Source organism: Pedobacter sp. V48 (assembly GCF_000523515.1).
Lineage (GTDB): Bacteria > Bacteroidota > Bacteroidia > Sphingobacteriales > Sphingobacteriaceae > Pedobacter.
In genome coordinates this window covers 1-18,641 of sequence record NZ_AWRU01000029.1, presented here as the reverse complement: position 1 = coordinate 18,641, position 18,641 = coordinate 1, and the positions used below count along the sequence as shown (strand labels likewise).

Below are 18,641 nucleotides of genomic sequence, written 5' to 3'. Positions count from 1 at the left end.
TCGTTTCTTAAAAAATATCTATCTTTGTCGTGTAAACGAATAATTACTCCAATGAGAATATCTAAGTAGAATAATTATAAAATTATCAATTTAGTCAATAACATTTTATCTGTGTTGATTCACACCGCTTAGAAACATGTAAGATCTTATAAACAGAGCAGTATTTTTTCTTTTTTGCTCAAACGCTAAACAATACACTTGTACTTGTCTGGCCGTCCCGTGCTTAAGCACAATTTAAATCTTATTTTTTTACTTTTTATCAATAATGCTTTATGAGTATTGTAGTTAAACAAATTTCATATGTACATTCCAATGGGGAGTGTATGTTTCGCGATATAAATTTTTCTATTTCTAAAGGACAAAAGATCGCCTTGATAGGCGATAATGGCTCTGGAAAATCTACTCTGTTGGAGATTCTTGCAGGCCGTCTTGCACCTGCTTCCGGAAATGTTGCATTAACAAGCAAACCTTTTTATATTCCTCAACATTTCGGTCAGTACGACGATTTAACTGTTGCCGAGGCCTTGGGTATTGACCACAAAATGGAAGCATTGCATGCAATACTTAATGGCGATGCTTCTTTGGAAAACTTTACGCAATTAGATGATGACTGGAATGTTGAAGAGAGGGCTTTAGCAGCGCTTAGCTTGTGGGATATACAACACATTGATCTATTTCAGCCAATGAAAACGATTAGTGGAGGAGAGAAAACGAAAGTTTTTCTGTCAGGTATTGCCATTCATTCTCCATCCATTATATTTTTTGATGAACCTTCAAATCATCTTGATATAAAGAGCCGAAAGCAATTGCACCACCTTATACAGATCAGTAAGGCAACAACTATCGTGGTGAGCCATGATAGAGCTTTACTTAATCTTCTTGATATTACTTTTGAATTGAATCAAAATGGGTTAGAGGCCTATGGAGGTAATTATGAGTTCTTTAAAATGCAAAAGGAGGAGAAGTTGATGGCTTTAGAGGCTCAGGCAGATCATAAAGAGAAGGCCTTACGGCAGGCTAAGCAAATTGCCAGAGAAGCATCCGAACGCAAGCAAAAAGAAAATTCAAGAGGGAGTCAAAAACAGATAAATAAGGGCGTTCCCAGGATTTTTATGAATACGATTAAAAACAGATCTGAGCAGAGTACATCCAAATTACAGGAAGTACATTCTGATAAGGTAAAAGGCATTTTGCAGAACCTTCAGCAGCTTAAACAACAATTTCCTGAGGTAAAGGAATTTAAAATGACTTTTGAAAATTCAAATCTGCACAAAGGCAAAATATTGATAACCGCACATGATTTGAATTTTGGTTACAGTTCTGGATATTTATGGCAAAACACATTGAACTTCCAGATTAGGAGTGGCGAAAGGATTGCCATTTCTGGTAAAAATGGCTCCGGGAAAACTACACTTTTAAAATTGATAATGGGTAAAGTAAAACCATCCGAGGGTACATTAACAATAGCTGATTTCAAGCATCTATACATTGATCAGGAGTATTCAGTATTAGATAATGAACTAACTGTGTTTGAACAGGTACAGGAATTTAATTCACAGCACTTGCCAGAACACCGACTTAAAACATTGCTACACCAATTCCTCTTCAAAATTGACATGTGGGATAAGACGTGTGGTCAACTTAGTGGAGGCGAAAAGATTAAATTAATATTTTGCTGCCTGGTTGTCGGCAATAGTTCCCCTGAGCTCATTATTTTAGATGAACCTACTAATAATCTGGATGTTCAGAGTCTAGAAGTTATAACCTCATCAATAAAACATTACAAAGGAACTTTGCTGGTGATCTCACACGACGAGTATTTCATCAATGAAATTGGAGTAAATGAAAGGATCGCGCTTTAGGGTTTAGTACGGTTAAATACAAACAGGTCTTTGAATGCCCATTTGCCGTCTTGGAGATTGCCTCTGGCAATTACAAATTGATTGGCGGAACGTTTTTCGTATAGAATGCGTAAGCTTTCGCCCTCTTTTTGAAAGATAGCACGGTCTTTACTTGCTTCTACAAAGTTGTAACGATCGTGTTTGTCTTTCTCCTCTAAACCCAGAAGACCTGGTTTAAAATGTTTTACCATAGAGACTAGTCCTTTTTCGGTTTGCTCATACGCTAATATTTCATAAAGCTCAGCTTTGCCGGATTTCATCATCCGCATAAAACCTAGTATGTTTTCGCCTTCTGGTCGTAACCAAACTCCTTCAATAGATTGGCCTTCAGGGGTAGTAGCTTTCCAATGGCCTTGAATAAATGTTACATCTGCGACAGAGCCACCATTTGGTTGAGTTTGGGCGAAAGTTTTAGGCAAAAAGCCAACAAATAGCAAAAAAAGAGCGTAAGTGTATCTCATAGTAATTAATTAATAATGAAATGATTTAAGGAATTTAAATATACATATTCATTTTAATTACCGGTAGAATTTGGTAATAATGACAAATACAATGAAACCAGATCTTCCCATTCTTTTTCCAGGGTAACGTTCGGTCTCGATTGCCCCGCCCGGTTATACCAGTAATCAGCATTCCATACATCTCCCTCTTTTCTGTGTAGATAGGCGTGAATGTGAGCAGACTGTTTATCGCTTAGGTGATCTATCAGATCGTGTGCTGTTTTCCAATCTCCTTTTCCTTCATACCAAAGCGCTTGCAAATGTGCCGGCAAACCTGAAGGTATCTCTCCGCTACTTAAAGAATCTTTAAAATACTTAACCTCAATTAATTCCATAATTAGATCAATTTTACTGTTTTTATTTTATAGCAGCAAATTAGCTTTGCTTCCGTACATATTTGGTAAGAATAACAATCAGCTGACCTTCAACACGGCCTTCTATTTGCTCCTTATTATCATCAACTAATTTAATGTTTTTCACTACTGTTCCAAGTTTTGCGCTTAGACTGGATCCTTTAACATCAAGTGTTTTTATAATCACTACTGTATCTCCGTTTTCCAGCACATTATTGTTAGAATCCTTATGGAATTCAACTGCCGAATCATTTTCATGATCACCGGTAGCTTTAGCCCAAGCTAATGTTTCATCATCAAGATACATCATATCCAGATTGTCAATTGCCCAGCTTTCCTGTCTTAATCTGTTTAACATGCGCCAGCTCACTACCTGTATCCCCGGAACTTCACTCCACATACTTCCACTAAGGCACTGCCAGTGTTTGCTGTCTAATACCTCTTTTTTTTCAATCTGTGCTAAGCACCTTCCGCATGTCACAACACATTCTTCTGCTGTATTTTGAGTTTGAGGGGGAACTTCATAGATGCTAAGATTGTCCTCAGATCCACATAATTCACATTTATTCTCACTTCTTTCAAGTAGCTGTTCTTCCAGTTTCATATTCATAATTCGCAAAACGTGAAGATACTCATTTCGAACAAGAAAGGCCATTTTGTTATATAAAATGGCCTTTCTTGTTCGAAATGAAATAGATTTTTCTCTATTTTGTTTTATATAATGAAGCACGCAAAGCTGCTACATCTTCACTTGAAATATATTCATCATAGGTCATCATCTTATCAATCGTTCCGTTAGGAGTTAATTCAATGATACGTGTTGCTACTGATTCTGTTAATGCATGATCTCGCGAGGTAAATAACGCGGTTCCTTTAAAATCTTTTAAACCATTGTTTAATGCAGTAATAGATTCAAGGTCAAGGTGATTGGTGGGCTCATCGAATAACAACAGATTCGCATGTCTTAACATCATTTGTGAGAACATACAACGCATTTTCTCACCACCTGATAATACCTTTACATTTTTAAGCACTTCTTCACCAGAGAAGAGCATTCTACCAAGGAAACTTCTTACAAACTGCTCATCCTGATCTGTTCCTGAATATTCTCGAAGCCAGTCAACCAGATTCTCATCCTTACCTGCAAAATATGGCGTATTGTCATTTGGGATATCAGCAACGTTAATGGTTACCCCAAATTTAAATTCACCGGTATAGTTTTTCTCGCGCCCGGTTAATACATTGTAAAATGCCGTTGTAGCAAGACTGTTTTGAGAAAGAACGGCGATCTTATCACCTTTATTCACCATGAAGTTAATGTTTTTAAACATTACGTCACCGTTTAAAGTACACGAAAGGTTTTCTACCTGTAAAATCTGATCTCCAGCTTCTCTGCCAAGATTATTGAATAGAATAGCAGGGTATTTTCTGCTTGAAGCTTTAATCTCAGAGATGTCGATTTTATCTAAAGCTTTTTTACGTGAAGTTGCTTGTTTTGACTTAGAGGCATTGGCGCTAAAACGCTGAATAAATTCCTGAAGCTCCTTAACCTTCTCTTCCAGTTTTTTATTCTGATCACTGCGTTGTTTTAAAGCAAGCTGACTTGATTCGTACCAGAAAGTATAGTTACCAGAGTAAATACTCATTTTGCTGAAATCGATATCAACGATGTGTGTACAAACTGCATCTAAAAAGTGCCTGTCGTGAGATACAACTAACACAATGTTCTGGTAATCAGCAAGGAAGTTCTCCAACCATGCAATGGTGTCGATATCCAAATCGTTGGTAGGCTCATCCAGTAATAAAATGTCGGGATTTCCAAATAAAGCTTGTGCCAATAACACACGTACTTTTTGATTACCATCAAGTTCTTTTAACTGTTTATAATGGTGTTCTTCTTTAATACCTAAGTTGCTAAGCATGGTGGCGGCATTACTTTCCATATTCCATCCATCCATCTCGGCAAATCTATTTTCCAGCTCACCTGCACGCTCACCATCTTTATCAGAGAAGTCCTCTTTTAAATAAATTGCATCTTTTTCCTTCATGATTTCGTACAATTCCTTGTGACCCATCATTACAGTTTCAATTACACTAAATTCATCAAACTCATAGTGATTTTGTTTTAAAACGGCCATTCGTTCTCCAGGAGTAAAAGCCACACTGCCAGTAGTTTGGTTTACTTCGCCAGAAAGAATTTTAAGAAATGTTGATTTACCCGCCCCGTTGGCGCCAATTACACCATAGCAGTTGCCATGATTAAATTTTAGGTTAACATCTTCGAATAAAGTGCGTTTTCCGTAGCGGAGTGATAAATTTGAAACTGAAATCATATTGCTGAAAAATAAGTTGCAAAGGTAGGCATTATTTATAAAATCATTAAGATTTTTAGCGATCTGCCAGATGCCAGATGGTTTTATATAAGTTTAAAGTTCAAAATTTCTAAATTAGAAAATAAGATACTGTTTTAAAGTAATGAATGTGAATAAAGAAGAGTTAATAACAAGACTTAGTACATCAATGGAGTTTCAGATGGTGTCTAATTTAACCGGCATTATTGAAAGTAATGATCTAAAAATAGCTGACCTGCTGGATATTAGTTTTCATAAGAAAAAAGAAGTCGCTTTTAGGGCTGCCTGGATGTTAGAGTATTTGATGACACATAAGCCTGATCTGTTTGTTGGTTATATGCCAGAGCTTATATCATTATTGGCCAAACAGAAGAACCCTTCGGCGATGAGGCATTACGCTAAGATTATTGCTTTGCTAACTGATAGAAAGGCTCATAATGTATATAAAGATAAAGCTGCAACAACTGACTTTGAGCCTGTTATTGATATTTTGTTTACCTGGCTTGTTGATACAGAGGTTCTTGTAGCTACCAAAGTGCACTGTATGCAAACCCTGGCAAATCTGTCACCCCGTTACGATTGGATTAAAGACGAGTTGCTTGAAACCATAGATTATCTGGTTGATATCGAAAGTGTTGCCTTTTTTGGCAGAGCCAAGCAAATTAGAAGGCAATTAAAGAAGATTCAGAAGAAAGTTTAATGCTAAAACTATTACACGGCACAAACATTTCCATTGCGCATAAGTTCTATTTTTGCCATTTACGTGCTATAATTAAAAAATTAACATAACATTTGGAAGAGATATAGGAATGGAACAAGAAATAGAAATTTTAAGCAGGATTATTAAACGTAGACGAAGCATTTTTCCGGTTAGTTATACTAATCAGGAGGTGCCGGTTAAGGTTATACAGCAAATTTTGGAAAGCGCAAATTATGCACCTACACATAAACTAACACAACCCTGGCGCTTCATCGTTTTCAGAAACGAGGGGAAAATTAAGCTTGGTAAAGAGCTTGCCCGCTTGTATAAGGAAACTACACCAGTTCATCAGTTTTTGCAAAAAAAATACGATAGCATTTTGGAAAAGGCAGAACAAGCCAGCTGCATAATTACATTAAATGCCGAATTGCATTCAGACAAGGTGCCCGAATGGGAGGAACTTGCAGCCCTTGCCTGTGCAGTGCAGAACATGGCACTTACTGCCGAGGCCTTAAATGTGGGCGCCTACTGGAGTTCACCAGGAATGATTGCAGATCTGAAGGATTATCTTAACTTAGGGGAACATGAAAAATGTTTTGGGCTTTTTTATATGGGATACCATAACGAAGAACCCCGGGACGCAATGCGAACTCCTATTGAAGAAAAGATTAAATGGATAGAATCATAATTTATGCAGGATATTAAAGAAACACTATATCGACTTTGTTTAAACTTTATAGAGCAAAGAATTCAGACTGCCGAAGTTGCATTGCAACAGGCGCGCGAAGCTAGTAATGATGATACTAAAAGCAGTGCGGGAGATAAGTATGAAACCAGCAGAGAAATGATGCAGCAGGATATTGATAGAAACAAGCGTCTTCTAATAGACGCTCAGGATAATTTAAGATTGCTAAAAAGTATCGAGATAAATCCCGAGTCCGAAATCGTAAGACATGGCAGTTTAGTATATACCAACAATGGGAGCTTTTACATTAGTGTTAGTGCAGGTCAGCTAACTCTTGACGGTAAGGCTATTTTTGCCATTTCCCCCTCATCTCCAATAGGCAAATTGCTTTTGGATAAGAAAAAAGGGGATGCGTTTAGCTTTAACGATAAGAAATTTGTTGTTGAGGCCGTAGCTTAAATTATTTAAAACTTTTATTTATACTATGATAAAGGTTCTTAGCCGTATAAGTTCCTGGGTCAATAATACGTCGGATGGTAAAAAGCGGATTAATCTCATCTCTCTTTGTTGATAGGATGAATGCCGCTTTAAACCCGTGCTCTTTCAATTTATGTAAGGTTTGTGGTTTCCATAATCCATAAGGATAGGCAAAATATTCAACCTTTTTGCCTGTAATTGTTTCTAATGTTTTGGTCGGTTTATCTATTTGTACTTCCCAATCTTCATCAGTAAATTCAGTGAAATTTTTATGATTCCAGGTGTGGCTTGCAATAACATGGCCCTCATCTGCAAGGGCCTTTATTTGTGCTTTACTCATGTATCTCGGTCTTCCTATAGATACCGTCATGATAAAAAATACGCCCTTAAAACCATATTTTTTTAACTCGGGTGCTGCAACAGTAAACTGATCCAAATCCGTATCGTCAAAGCTAATGATGATTGGTTTTTCAGGAAGTTTAGCTCCATAATTCAGATAATCATAAAGCTGGTCTGGCATAATGGTATGGTACCCACTATCTGCAAGCATTTTAATATGCTGTTTAAAATTTGCAGGAGGGATAATGTCGTCATGTGCCCGTTTCGAATCACTTGCTTTCCAATCTCTAATTTGATGATAACAAAGAACAGGGACTTCCTTTTTGCTTAAAATCTCGGCCGCGGTAGCTTCCTTTTTAGGTGCATTACTAGTTTGGACTGTGTCTTTATCAGGATTACCTGAAGCGGAACTAGTTTGACTTTGACTGGCATTTGTGCATGCTGAAGCTAATATCATTAAGCCAGCACCCAGACTTAAAAGTATTTTCATTAGAAACTTTTTACTATGCTGTTATGTAGTGTTTTAGGACTCCAGTAACCACTCGCAATAATTCTTCTTACCGTGTACAATGGATAATTCTGATCGCGTTTATCAGCAAGAGAAAATGCCATCCTAAATCCACGTTTTTTTAGTTCGGGGAATCCTTCAGCATTCCATAAGCCAAAAGGATAAGCAAATTCTGTCATCTTTTTGCCGGTAATCTCTTCCAGTTTTTTGGTAGGCTTATCTAGTTGTTCTTCCCAATCTTTTCCTTGATATTTCTTGAAATTCTTATGATCATAAGTGTGACTGCCAATTATATTGCCATCATCAGAAAGTTGTTTTATCTGCTCTTTAGTCATATAATCAACAAACTTACCCTTACGGCCAATAGATACTGTCATGATAAAGTAGACTGCTTTAAAACCGTATTTTTTTAGTGTTGGAGCAGCAATTGTAAACTGATCCATGTCAGTATCATCAAAAGTAAACATGATCGGTTTGCTCGGTAATGGAGCGCCCGTATTTAAATAGGCATATAACTGATCAGGTAATATAGAGTGATAACCACTATCGGCAAGCATTTTAACCTGATCTTTAAAGTTTTGTATTTCAACAATGTAGTCTTTACCTACCTTGCCATCTGTTGGCTTCCAATTACGAACCTGGTGGTAGCATAAAACAGGTACCTGTTTGCGGGCAAGTATGGTTTTAGCATCAGCAACTTTAATTTTGCTTACATCAATTTTAGCGGCCTGTACTTCTTCCTTTGATGAGGTTTGTGTTAAAGTATCTTTAACATCTGTGTTATCGGTGTTAGTTTGTGATTTAGACTGGCAACTGGCCGTAAAAATTGCCGCTGCAGCTAATAAAGGTAGAAGATGCTGTTTCATTTATGATTATTTGTGGCAAAACTATGAAATCAACCGCTATTTTATTGCATTAACTATCACATTTATTACAAATAAAGATTCATCCTTCTTTAGTATTAATCAATAATTTAGCCGTTTTAATTAACAATTCAAATGAAGAAACTTTACATTGTATTTTTATTGCTTATTAGTGCAGGTTTTAGTGCGGTTTCGCAAACCAAAACTTTTACAATAACAGAAACCACAACTCAGGCACCGAAGGCAAATTATCAGCTTGCCTCCAGGTTTTCGCCCAACAAACTTAAAAAAATCATTTATTCAACAGCTGTTGATCCGCACTGGTTGAAATTAAGCAATCGTTTTTGGTATGAGTACGAAACACCAAACGGTAAGCTTTGGTATCTTGTTGATCCGGCAGCTAAAAGCAAAAAGAAGATTTTTGATAATGCAAAGCTCGCTGCGGAAATTACTACAGTTATTCGTGATCCTTTTGATGCCGAGCACCTGCCTTTAGAGAATCTTAAGTTTTCAAGTGATGAGAAACAAATCAGTTTTGAAATAAAAAGTAGTATTGATGAATTAAAAAAAGACCGTAAGGATAAGAAAGATGCAGATTCTATGCAGAAAAAGGTATTCTACTTTAATTATGATATTGCAAATGCAAAGCTTAGCGAGGTGCCAAATTATACAAAACCGAAAGCAAAACCATCCTGGGGCTCGGTAGCGCCTGATTCCTCGGTAATTATCTTCAGTAGAAATTACAACTTGTACTGGATGGATAAGGAAAACTATAAAAAGGCAGTAAAGAATGAAGAGGATAGCACCATTGTAGAGCATCAGCTAACAAAGGATGGGGTTAAGTTTTACTCTTATGGTAGTGATGGAGATGGCGAAAATAACGAAGAACAGGAGAAAAACAATAAGAAGAGACGCAGAGCTTACGTGTTATGGTCGCCAAATGCAAAATATTTTGTGCTCGACAGAACAGATTCCCGTAAAGTAAAAGACCTTTGGGTGGTAAATAATATTGCTGCAGGCCGGCCTACACTAGAAACCTATAAGTACCAAATGCCAGGAGAGCCTGATGCACCAATTGATGAACTTCTTTTATTCAATTTTGCCAGCAAAACCTTTAAGAAGCTAAATATCGCGGCTTTTAAAGATCAGAGCGTGTCTGTTTGGGAAGCACCTCCTTTAAACAAAGATCGTGATAATGAGTTCAGACCTTCCATATGGCTGGGTAATGACAGCAAAATTTATCTTTCGCGTACCAGCAGAGATTTAAAACGAGTTGATGTATGTACTGTCGATATCAATACAGATGTAGTAACTCCGGTAATTGATGAACGTTTTAACACTTATGTTGAAATCAACCGTCCGGGTTTGGTAAACGACGGAAAAGAAATTATCCATTGGTCTGAAAGAGACGGGTGGGCACATTTTTATCTGTTTGATGGTAATGGCAAGTTAAAGAACCAAATTACAAAAGGTGCTTTCCATTGCGAAGGCATAGTGAACATCGACGAAAAAAACAGGGTTTTGTATTTTACAGCAAATGGCCGAGAGGCTAAAGAAGATCCTTACTACCTGCATTTATACCGCATTAATTTTGATGGATCTGGAATGAAGCTTCTAAATCCGGGAGATTTTGATCATGCAGTAAATATGAACGATGAAAACAAGTTTTTTATAAATAACTTCTCTAAAGTTAATACGGTTCCTAAATCAGTATTGATGGATAATACCGGTAAAAAGGTGATGGATCTTGAAACGGCTGATCTTTCTTTATTGATGGCTACCGGTTATAAGTTTCCGGAACCTTTTAAAGTAAAGGCTGATGATGGTGTTACAGATATTTACGGGGTAATGTATAAACCTTTTGATTTTGACCCGAGCAAAAAGTATCCGATCATAGAATATGTATATCCCGGTCCTCAAACCGAGGCTGTAAACAAGTCCTTTAGTAAAAGCATGGATAGAACTGATCGCTTGGCTCAGTTTGGTTATGTGGTAATTACTGTAGGCAATAGAGGAGGAAACCCTGCAAGATCTAAATGGTATCATACTTATGGTTATGGAAACTTACGCGACTATGGTTTGGCTGACAAAAAGGCTGCTGTAGAACAACTGGCAGATAGGTACTCGTATATAGATGCAACTAAAGTTGGCATTACCGGTCACTCAGGTGGTGGTTTTATGTCTACAGCCGCAATGCTTGTTTATCCTGACTTCTTTAAAGCTGCGGTATCAAATGCAGGAAACCACGACAACAGTATTTATAACAGATGGTGGAGTGAAAAGCATCATGGTGTAAAAGAAATTGTTTCAGCTAAAGGCGATACCACATTTAAATATAGCATTGATAAAAATCCTGACCTTGCTAAAAACCTGAAAGGTCATTTAATGTTGATGACAGGCGATGTTGATAATAATGTGCATCCGGCAAATACCATTAGAGTAGCTAATGCCTTAATGAAAGCCGGCAAAAGATTTGAATTTGTTATCGTACCGGGACAACGCCACGCATTTGGTGATTTAACAGAGTATGCTTTCTGGAAGCTTGCTGATCACTTTAATAAATATTTGATTGGCGACTTTTCTCAATCTGACCAGGTAAATGTACTGGAGATAGATAGAGAAGTAGAGCAGAAAAAATAAAATAAAAGGGGCTGAATTTTCAGCCCCTTTTATTTTATAAATTAACCTTATTTTAAGCCTAATTTGTTTTTTAATTCCTTTGTAAGGGCGGCTTTAGGTATTACAAGACTTACTGTATTAATCGCAAAATAAGGTTCAGATACCTCTATGTAACCTTTAAAAGGCCCAACATCTCCCCATGAGTTTTTTACCTTAAAGAACAGTTTCCCGTTTGCTGATTGCTCAAGACCAATTAAATGCATCAGGTGATCATCCTGAGTGGTTAAGTTCTCGTATAATTGCTGACGCAGTTCCGGTGTATATGCTATCTCTTTCATATCAGGGTTTAAATCAGCTTGTTTCGCATCCGCTGTATCAGCGAATAACATAGCATATCCTTTTTTCTGTTGAAAGTTTCTGCTGCTCACATCGGCATCCCACATAATGGTATATCCATTTTTTACTGCGGTAGTTGTCATACTTACCATTTCAGCCAATGGAAGGTTGTAGAACGATCCGTTTGCGAAATTGTCTGGTGCTTCCAGAATAAACTGGCTGTAAAAAGGATGATGAGTAAAAGAAGTGATGTTTACATAATCGTTAGCATCAAATTTTAATACTTCTTTAGCAAAGGTTTTTGCGGTATAACTCTTTCCTTTGTAATCAAAATTAGCTGCCGGAACTCCAACTTTCTGATCAAGGATTTGTTCATAACCTTTTAGCCAGTCAGTATCCAGGGGGCGTTTTTTAAGTACGCCGTCAAGGTATGTTTTTAATGCAGTTTCCAATCCGGTGTGATCAGGGATTTCGCCGCTAACACCCTGGAAAGCTTCCTGAGGCATTGCACCATAAAGAGATATAGAATTTACTAGATCGTGGCCAAGGCCACCCTCGCCAAACTGTGCCTTTCCCTGACGAAGAATATAATTCTTAGCTTTTTCTATGTAAACGTTGCGTGCAGTAAACATTTCTGATAGATTCAGTTCTCCTAAACCTTTGCGTAGCCCTTCAGATTCAATCAGGGAGGTTGTAGAGTAATTCCAGCACGTGCCAGACTGACCTTGGTTTTTAACCGAAGTTGCCGCATTTTCTTTTAAGGGTTTTAATGCACTATTCTGTGCGTGTGCGGATAAAACAAATCCGAACCCGATTGCAAATAATATAGTTTTTTTCATTTTGTTAAGCTAGTTTTCCAAAAATAGGAAACCATTATGAGTTTTTAATAAAAAAGAAATCATAAAAAAAGCCCTCGCTAATGCGAAGGGCTCTTTATCTAACCAAATGTAAAGTCTATTAAAAGTGGAATTGGATACCTAATTTTGGTTGGAAAAAGTTAGCTCCAAAGCTGAATGAATCAGAACCAGCACCTTTTACTTTATCGCCATCACCGTTCTCTACACGGTAGTTGTTGTAGCTTAATCCATTAACCGCAAACTCAATACCGATTTTTTTAGTAGGGAAGAAAGCAAAACCTGGAGATAATGCAACACCAATTTCGGTAGTAGAACCAACTTTTTCGCCTACTTTACCAGCCGCATCTACAGCTTTAGCAGTTCCGAATTCCATTGGTACAGATAACTGACCGAAGAATTTGAATGACTCAGATAAGTTAGCATAATAACGACCAAAAGGACTAACTACAAAAGCTTGTTTTTCGAACTCACTAACTTGTTTATCGTAGCTATAACCAACGCCAGTACCAACTGCAATGTTATCGCTCACAAAGTAACCTACGCTTGGCACAATCGCAAAACTTGTATTTGATTTAGCACCATCTGCATCAGATTTCTTTGTGTCAAATGCTACGTTACCACCAACAATAATTTTTCCTTTTTCAGTTTGTGCTTGAGTAGTAAATGCTAATGCAGAAACTGCAACTAATGATAATAATAATTTTTTCATTTTCTTATTTTTTAATTTATAATCTGGTCATTCGTTAGTTTTTATACTCTGACCATTTACGTTCTATAGTCAACAGCTGTGCCAAATATAATCTGCCTTATTTTGCTGGAATCGTATTTTTTTGTAACTCACTAATTGATAGTGAAATAAAATTAATGGTAGATTTCAATATTATTTTAGGGTGACAATTAACTATTAATTGTCATTTAATTAACATGTAAATATATAGTCAATTTGACTATTATTGTATAATTGTCAGTAATTATAAGGGCATTCTGGCAGAATTTACATCAGTTTTTTTTAAATGTGCCAAACCATAATGGCGCTTTCGTTAAAAAAAATTATATTCATAAAATCATTGTACCTACTAAAGTGTTATAACACTATGAGATTATTAATAGAACGAAAGCCTATAAAAGTATACCCGGATCCAAAACGTGTAATTGCACGATTCTTTTTTAATGGTGATGAACGAGCAATAGAAGTTATCAAAAAGGTAATGGAGCTTACAGAAACTGAAGTTTTTGATATTATATCACCCTTGCTTCAGGAGTATTCTAAGAGACATAGAAGCATTACCAAAATTCTAAACAGGCATTGTAAAAAGGTAAAAGACTGTATCGAGAGCGCTGGCTTCGATTACGAGGAACTTGATAAATACCACAAGCTACTCATTGGTTCTTATTTTACTCATGAATATTCTATAGAGTCTGCTGCTTTTTTTAATCCATCAGTAGTTGAAGATCCTGATCAGTCTGATTTGGTAGAAGGTGAAAAAAGGGTGATTATTAGTTTTAGGGCTGTAGGGGAGGGACATATTTCCTCTGTGGTATTTAGAAGAGCACTGATTGATCGCAATCACGACGTAACTGTGATCCCGGCAGGAAACTATATTGATGAGGCAGAAGTGGTAAAAAATGCCATCTATAATAAAAAGCTTTTTCTTAAAAAAGCAGCCGATTCCAAGATAGATCTTGAAGTGTTGGATGAGGTAGGTTTAAAACTAGAGGATAAGTTTGATTATGCTACACTGCGCAGAATTATTCTGGATTCTAAAAGTCTGCAGGAAACCGACTTAAAAAAACTGGAATATGATAAGGTGCTTTGGTTGTCTGATACCTATCATGAAATTAGTTTTTCAAGAGATACTGATATTTCTGATCGTGTAATTTTCCCGATTTCTGAATTTGAACGTAAAGGCATAGAAGATGCAAGGTTTGTTCGCTTTGTTAAGGATGATGGCACAGTAATATATTACGCAACATACACTGCATTTGATGGAGCTATGATTATGCCTAAGCTGCTGCAAACTACAGATTTTTACGATTTTAAAATCAGTCCGTTGCACGGAATAGGCGCACAGAATAAAAACCTTGCCTTGTTTCCTAGAAAGATCAATGGTAAATATGCCATGATGTCGCGTATTGATGGTTTCAATAACTATTTAATGTATTCTGACAGACTTACCGTTTGGGATAACCCCGTTAAACTTCAGGAGCCTAAATTCTCCTGGGAATTTATACAGATAGGGAATTGCGGCTCCCCAATTGAGACTGAAGCAGGCTGGTTAGTCATTACACATGGTGTTGGCCCGATGCGCAGGTATTGCTTAGGGGCAAGTCTTTTCGATTTAGACGATCCATCTATAGAAATTGGAAGGCTGAAAGAACCGTTGGTAATTCCTAATAATGACGAGCGCGAAGGCTATGTGCCCAATGTACTTTATTCGTGCGGTTCTATCATCCATAATGGAGAGCTGATCATTCCTTATGGTTTGTCCGACTATTGTTCTTCATTTGCGGGCGTCAAAATAGATATTTTACTAAACAAACTTAAGGGCTCTAAATAATAGTAGAGTGTTATAAAATCTGATGGTAAAGGCTGATGTAATCGGCCACCATCTTTTCCTGAGAAAAGTTTTCAATGGCCCAGTTATGGCATTTTGTGCGATCAATGATGGATAATTCTGAAACAGCTTCAATTGCTTCATCAATATTTTTTACCAGGAAACCTGTCTCCCGATCTTTTATCAATTCAGGCATTGCTCCTCTACGAAAAGCAATAACTGGCGTTCCACAAAGCATAGCCTCTGCAACACTCAGGCCAAAAGGTTCTTCAAAGCTAATTGGATGCAGAAGTGCATATGCTTTTCGTAACAAATTATTTCTTTTTTCCGGACCGGCAGAGCCAATGAATTTAATATTGTCGCTTAAAAAAGGTTCAATCTTTTCTTTGTAATAATTCTGGTCTTGTATAATGCCTGCAATAATTAACCTGCGCTTTGTCTTTATTGCAATTTGTATAGCTTCGGAGAGCCCTTTGTCGGGATGTATTCGCCCGAAAAATAATAAGTAGTCCTCTGGATTGGCATTGAAATCAAAATTATCAGTTTGAATGCCATTGTATACGGTAGCCAGGTATTTTAAAGAAACATGCCTGTTGGCGTTGCTTATAGAAACATAATGACCCGAAGCATTATACTTTTTATATACAGACAAGATCTTCTCCGAAGAGAAGCCATGAATAGTAGTAATTAAAGGTGTTTTTATGAGCCCCGAATAGGTAAGGGGCAAAAAATCAAAATGATTATGAATAAGGTCAAACTGATCGGCCTTTTCCATAAGGTTGCTGATATGCAGGCACTCGGTAACCTTAGCATCTAAGGTTTTATCTTCCTCATATCCTTCGTTAATTACAGCATCTAACTTAGCGGCAGTAATTGAGTCGGCAGTAGCAAACAAGGTTACTTCTATGCCGGATTTTACCAATCCTTCTGTTAAATTAGATGCCATTTGTTCCCATGGCCCGTAGTGCCTGGGCGGAGTCCTCCAGGCTACGGGTGCCAGAACCGCTATCCTCATAACTTAAAAAGTTTGTTTTTGAGCCGCAGTAAGGTCGCTGCTTTGAATAAACTCGTATTCCGATTCCAATGCTTTAAGTACAATGAGATGTGAAATCCAATAAGCCAATGTACTTTCAGCACCCTGATTCCTATTTACACCATAAGTTTGCAAACCATCTGCGCAACCCTTGGTTTCATAGTCATACAATGGAATGTGTAAGGAGTTTTCTCCCAAAAACCACTGGTAACTTAAGTACATCTGTTTAATATAGGTTAAGTCTCGGGTAATCTCGTAAGCTTTAAAATATACCATTACCATCCCCATAGTTTCGATGGCCTGCTGATCATATATGGCCATTTCTCCGCCATCCTTATAAAGCCAGCCATCGTTCCCAACCGGATTTAAATAACCTTTTATCAGCGTTTTTTGGGTCAGATATTCCAAGCTTTCAAAAGCAATTTCCCTTGATTCAGGATCTTTGCTGATCTCGTAATGATACATCAAGGCAAGTGGAAGTATGGCATTGTCGTAGGTTAATTTGCTCTCAAACCAATTCCAATGACCTTCCTTATTCGCACGGTAGGCAGCTTTCAAAGGTTCCGCAAGCTGATCTAACTGACTTTTAATGTGCTCATCATAAGGATGGGCATTTATAAAATGAGTTAAGCCAATCATCGTGTTGGCAATTCCTCTTAAATGCGTCAGATTTTTAAAATGAGGAATAGATTTCAGGAATAATTCTTTCGCAAATTCACGGTAGGAATTGTTAGGTGCATTGTTAATTAAATATCCTAAGGACCAAATTGTTCGTCCAAACGAATCTTCTGTACCAACTTCATCCAGGTATTCCCTTTTAAAACTTAAAAAATTTCTGAAGTTTCCATCATCGCATTGCATGTATTGAATGTAGCTCAAATAAATAGGCAATAAATCTAAAGCAGCCTTACTCTTGTTTTGCTGATAGGCCAGGATGGTTAAAATCAAAGCCCTGGAGTTGTCATCTAAACAATACCCTTCTTTAAGATTTGGTATTCCATATTTGGCATGCTGCACAATTCCAGTATCATCCGTTAAACGTTGTACGTGTGCCAAGCTAAAAGCAGGCATCATGTCTGGATCTATAATAGGTTTGTTGCCAGTTTCTTTGTCTGAAAGAAATTTAGAAATGGCTTCTGTGAGCACATCAACAAAAACTTCCCCCGTTGTAGGCCAGCGTAGGTGTAAGCCGTATTCATATGCGTTAGCCCTTAACTGATTGAGTTTTTCATCACTTTCAAATAATTCATTTACAATTTCTGCAAGGCCATCGGTATCTTTAAAGTCGAACAATCTTCCACGGTGATCAGCAAGTAATTCCTGTGCATGCCAGTAAGGAGTTGATAGTACAGCTGTACCTGCTCCAACAGCATATGAAAGTGTTCCGCTGGTAATTTGTGCTTCATTTAAATAGGGCGTAATATACATGTCACAGGCCGTTAGATAGTCGAACAGCTCTTCTTCTGATACAAATTTGTTAATGAAGGTAAGGTTGTCTTCAACATTAAGCTTTCTCGCGAGTTTTTTTAGCCCATCACGATATTCTTCTCCAGAGTTACGTATCACGCCAGGATGGGTTGTTCCTAAAATAACATACATCACATCCGGATTTTTAGCTACTATTTTTGGTAATGCTTCAATAACCGTTTCCAAACCTTTATTTCTGCTGATCAAGCCGAAAGTGAATAGAACCTTTTTGTTTTTAAATGCCAGGGTATTTTTTACAGGATTAACATCTTTAGGTTCCAAATCAGGAACACCATGCTCAATTAATTGAATTTTATCAAAAGGAATTCCGTAAATGCTGGTTAAAAAGCCTACAGCTCTATGGCTCATTACTATAATTCTGGAAGAGTGTTTTGCGATCTCGCGCAAAACAGTAAGCTGCATATAATTAGGGTCTTTTAATATGGTGTGGAAAATAGTGATAAGCGGTTTTTGAAGCCTTGCGATGAGTGGCAGAATATAAACTCCACTTTCCCCCCCGTAAATGCCATATTCATGCTCTAAAATACAAACGTCAGCAATACTGGTGTTTATGTAATCAGCGGCACGGATATAATCTTTCTGGTTTTCTTGTCTTATTACATATTTAACGTCTTTAGGGTATTCATATTCATCTAAAGAATCTGAATCATTCATCGCTACCACAAAGCTGTCTTCCGATACTGTTTTTTTATTGGAACCGATCGCTTTAAGTAGATTGTTGTTGAAAGTAGCAATGCCACATTCACGGGGTGGATAGGAAGATATATAAGCAATTTTCATAATTACACAAGAGTTGTTGCTTGTATAACAATAGTTAGAGAGGAATGTTCTGTTGTTTTTTTATTTTATTTATGAAAATAACGAAAATGTTAAACAAAATTTATGGGGAATAAATGAATTGTTTAGCATTTTTAAGAAAAGTAATAAAGTTGAGTGCTTATAAAAGAAAGAGAGTGAGATTAAAACAATAATCTCACTCTCTTTTTTTWAWAARCRYTCWRCTWWAKYRAKCNTMAKMCTGAATTTATTTCACTGTTGTCCGGTTAACTTTATAACCGGACAAATTTTATGGCCTA

At 37.1% G+C, this 18,641-nt stretch carries 16 protein-coding genes; 6 read left to right on the top strand and 10 right to left on the bottom strand.

The features are described from left to right. The first annotated feature begins 323 nt into the window (after positions 1-323). The gene (locus N824_RS19540) at positions 324-1,862 is read left to right on the top strand and encodes an ABC-F family ATP-binding cassette domain-containing protein (protein ID WP_235207215.1); all 1,539 of its coding nucleotides are present in this window, start codon (positions 324-326) and stop codon (positions 1,860-1,862) included. On the opposite strand, the gene N824_RS19535 is transcribed toward N824_RS19540, so the two are convergent. The 4 genes from N824_RS19535 to N824_RS19520 form a co-directional block, all read right to left on the bottom strand. Continuing rightward, complete coding sequence (locus N824_RS19535) at positions 1,859-2,362, bottom strand: DUF6265 family protein (RefSeq protein ID WP_048906837.1); 504 nt, start codon at positions 2,360-2,362, stop codon at positions 1,859-1,861. The genes N824_RS19540 and N824_RS19535 overlap by 4 nt on opposite strands. A 53-nt stretch (positions 2,363-2,415) precedes the next feature. Further along, positions 2,416-2,736 carry a hypothetical protein gene (locus tag N824_RS19530; protein WP_084498403.1) on the bottom strand — a complete coding sequence of 107 codons (321 nt, stop codon included), beginning with the start codon at positions 2,734-2,736 and terminating at the stop codon, positions 2,416-2,418. Positions 2,737-2,776: 40 nt separating this feature from the next. Next, positions 2,777-3,358: an alkylphosphonate utilization protein gene (locus N824_RS19525; RefSeq protein ID WP_048906936.1), complete on the bottom strand. Its 582-nt coding sequence runs from the start codon at positions 3,356-3,358 to the stop codon at positions 2,777-2,779. A gap of 100 nt (positions 3,359-3,458) precedes the next feature. Beyond that, entirely contained in the window at positions 3,459-5,087 is a 1,629-nt protein-coding gene (locus N824_RS19520; protein WP_048906836.1) for an ABC-F family ATP-binding cassette domain-containing protein, read from the bottom strand. Between the two features lie 142 nt (positions 5,088-5,229). Between N824_RS19520 and N824_RS19515 the strand changes: the two genes are divergently transcribed. The 3 genes from N824_RS19515 (at position 5,230) to N824_RS19505 (ending at position 6,949) form a co-directional block, all read left to right on the top strand. Further along, on the top strand, positions 5,230-5,805 hold the full coding sequence (locus N824_RS19515; protein ID WP_048906835.1) for a hypothetical protein: 576 nt from the start codon (positions 5,230-5,232) through the stop codon (positions 5,803-5,805). 109 nt (positions 5,806-5,914) lie between these two features. Continuing rightward, positions 5,915-6,493, top strand: coding sequence for a nitroreductase (locus N824_RS19510; protein WP_048906834.1), 579 nt, complete (start codon positions 5,915-5,917; stop codon positions 6,491-6,493). 3 nt (positions 6,494-6,496) lie between these two features. After that, positions 6,497-6,949 (top strand): 3-oxoacyl-ACP synthase, encoded by a 453-nt coding sequence (locus N824_RS19505; protein ID WP_048906833.1) that lies wholly within the window; start codon positions 6,497-6,499, stop codon positions 6,947-6,949. Position 6,950: 1 nt separating this feature from the next. On the opposite strand, the gene N824_RS19500 is transcribed toward N824_RS19505, so the two are convergent. Next, on the bottom strand, positions 6,951-7,796 hold the full coding sequence (locus N824_RS19500; RefSeq protein WP_048906832.1) for a polysaccharide deacetylase family protein: 846 nt from the start codon (positions 7,794-7,796) through the stop codon (positions 6,951-6,953). Then, positions 7,796-8,680 carry a polysaccharide deacetylase family protein gene (locus N824_RS19495; RefSeq protein ID WP_048906831.1) on the bottom strand — a complete coding sequence of 295 codons (885 nt, stop codon included), beginning with the start codon at positions 8,678-8,680 and terminating at the stop codon, positions 7,796-7,798. Before N824_RS19495 ends, N824_RS19500 begins: the two co-directional genes overlap by 1 nt. A gap of 132 nt (positions 8,681-8,812) precedes the next feature. On the opposite strand from N824_RS19495, the gene N824_RS19490 reads away from it, so the two are divergent. Further along, complete coding sequence (locus N824_RS19490; protein WP_052334222.1) at positions 8,813-11,317, top strand: DPP IV N-terminal domain-containing protein; 2,505 nt, start codon at positions 8,813-8,815, stop codon at positions 11,315-11,317. Between the two features lie 47 nt (positions 11,318-11,364). Here the strand turns inward: N824_RS19490 and N824_RS19485 are convergent, their stop codons facing one another. Both N824_RS19485 and N824_RS19480 read right to left on the bottom strand, forming a co-directional pair. Continuing rightward, positions 11,365-12,471: a C1 family peptidase gene (locus N824_RS19485; RefSeq protein ID WP_048906830.1), complete on the bottom strand. Its 1,107-nt coding sequence runs from the start codon at positions 12,469-12,471 to the stop codon at positions 11,365-11,367. Positions 12,472-12,589: 118 nt separating this feature from the next. Then, positions 12,590-13,198 carry an outer membrane beta-barrel protein gene (locus N824_RS19480; protein ID WP_048906829.1) on the bottom strand — a complete coding sequence of 203 codons (609 nt, stop codon included), beginning with the start codon at positions 13,196-13,198 and terminating at the stop codon, positions 12,590-12,592. A 385-nt stretch (positions 13,199-13,583) separates the two neighbouring features. Between N824_RS19480 and N824_RS19475 the strand changes: the two genes are divergently transcribed. Beyond that, positions 13,584-15,047 (top strand): glycoside hydrolase family 130 protein, encoded by a 1,464-nt coding sequence (locus N824_RS19475; RefSeq protein ID WP_048906828.1) that lies wholly within the window; start codon positions 13,584-13,586, stop codon positions 15,045-15,047. Positions 15,048-15,057: 10 nt separating this feature from the next. On the opposite strand, the gene N824_RS19470 is transcribed toward N824_RS19475, so the two are convergent. Both N824_RS19470 and N824_RS19465 read right to left on the bottom strand, forming a co-directional pair. Further along, complete coding sequence (locus tag N824_RS19470; protein WP_048906827.1) at positions 15,058-16,059, bottom strand: glycosyltransferase family 4 protein; 1,002 nt, start codon at positions 16,057-16,059, stop codon at positions 15,058-15,060. Between the two features lie 3 nt (positions 16,060-16,062). Beyond that, positions 16,063-18,345, bottom strand: coding sequence for a glycosyltransferase family 4 protein (locus N824_RS19465; RefSeq protein WP_048906826.1), 2,283 nt, complete (start codon positions 18,343-18,345; stop codon positions 16,063-16,065). Positions 18,346-18,641: the final 296 nt, after the last annotated feature.

Bases quoted from the DNA above. Each gene is read 5' to 3' on its own strand.
- N824_RS19490 (WP_052334222.1), top strand. From the start codon at position 8,813: ATGAAGAAACTTTACATTGTATTTTTATTGCTTATTAGTGCAGGTTTT.
- N824_RS19485 (WP_048906830.1), bottom strand. From the start codon at position 12,471: ATGAAAAAAACTATATTATTTGCAATCGGGTTCGGATTTGTTTTATCC.
- N824_RS19530 (WP_084498403.1), bottom strand. From the start codon at position 2,736: ATGGAATTAATTGAGGTTAAGTATTTTAAAGATTCTTTAAGTAGCGGA.
- N824_RS19465 (WP_048906826.1), bottom strand. From the start codon at position 18,345: ATGAAAATTGCTTATATATCTTCCTATCCACCCCGTGAATGTGGCATT.
- N824_RS19470 (WP_048906827.1), bottom strand. From the start codon at position 16,059: ATGAGGATAGCGGTTCTGGCACCCGTAGCCTGGAGGACTCCGCCCAGG.
- N824_RS19500 (WP_048906832.1), bottom strand. From the start codon at position 7,796: ATGAAAATACTTTTAAGTCTGGGTGCTGGCTTAATGATATTAGCTTCA.
- N824_RS19480 (WP_048906829.1), bottom strand. From the start codon at position 13,198: ATGAAAAAATTATTATTATCATTAGTTGCAGTTTCTGCATTAGCATTT.
- N824_RS19510 (WP_048906834.1), top strand. From the start codon at position 5,915: ATGGAACAAGAAATAGAAATTTTAAGCAGGATTATTAAACGTAGACGA.
- N824_RS19535 (WP_048906837.1), bottom strand. From the start codon at position 2,362: ATGAGATACACTTACGCTCTTTTTTTGCTATTTGTTGGCTTTTTGCCT.
- N824_RS19525 (WP_048906936.1), bottom strand. From the start codon at position 3,358: ATGAAACTGGAAGAACAGCTACTTGAAAGAAGTGAGAATAAATGTGAA.
- N824_RS19515 (WP_048906835.1), top strand. From the start codon at position 5,230: ATGAATGTGAATAAAGAAGAGTTAATAACAAGACTTAGTACATCAATG.
- N824_RS19520 (WP_048906836.1), bottom strand. From the start codon at position 5,087: ATGATTTCAGTTTCAAATTTATCACTCCGCTACGGAAAACGCACTTTA.
- N824_RS19505 (WP_048906833.1), top strand. From the start codon at position 6,497: ATGCAGGATATTAAAGAAACACTATATCGACTTTGTTTAAACTTTATA.
- N824_RS19495 (WP_048906831.1), bottom strand. From the start codon at position 8,680: ATGAAACAGCATCTTCTACCTTTATTAGCTGCAGCGGCAATTTTTACG.
- N824_RS19475 (WP_048906828.1), top strand. From the start codon at position 13,584: ATGAGATTATTAATAGAACGAAAGCCTATAAAAGTATACCCGGATCCA.
- N824_RS19540 (WP_235207215.1), top strand. From the start codon at position 324: ATGTTTCGCGATATAAATTTTTCTATTTCTAAAGGACAAAAGATCGCC.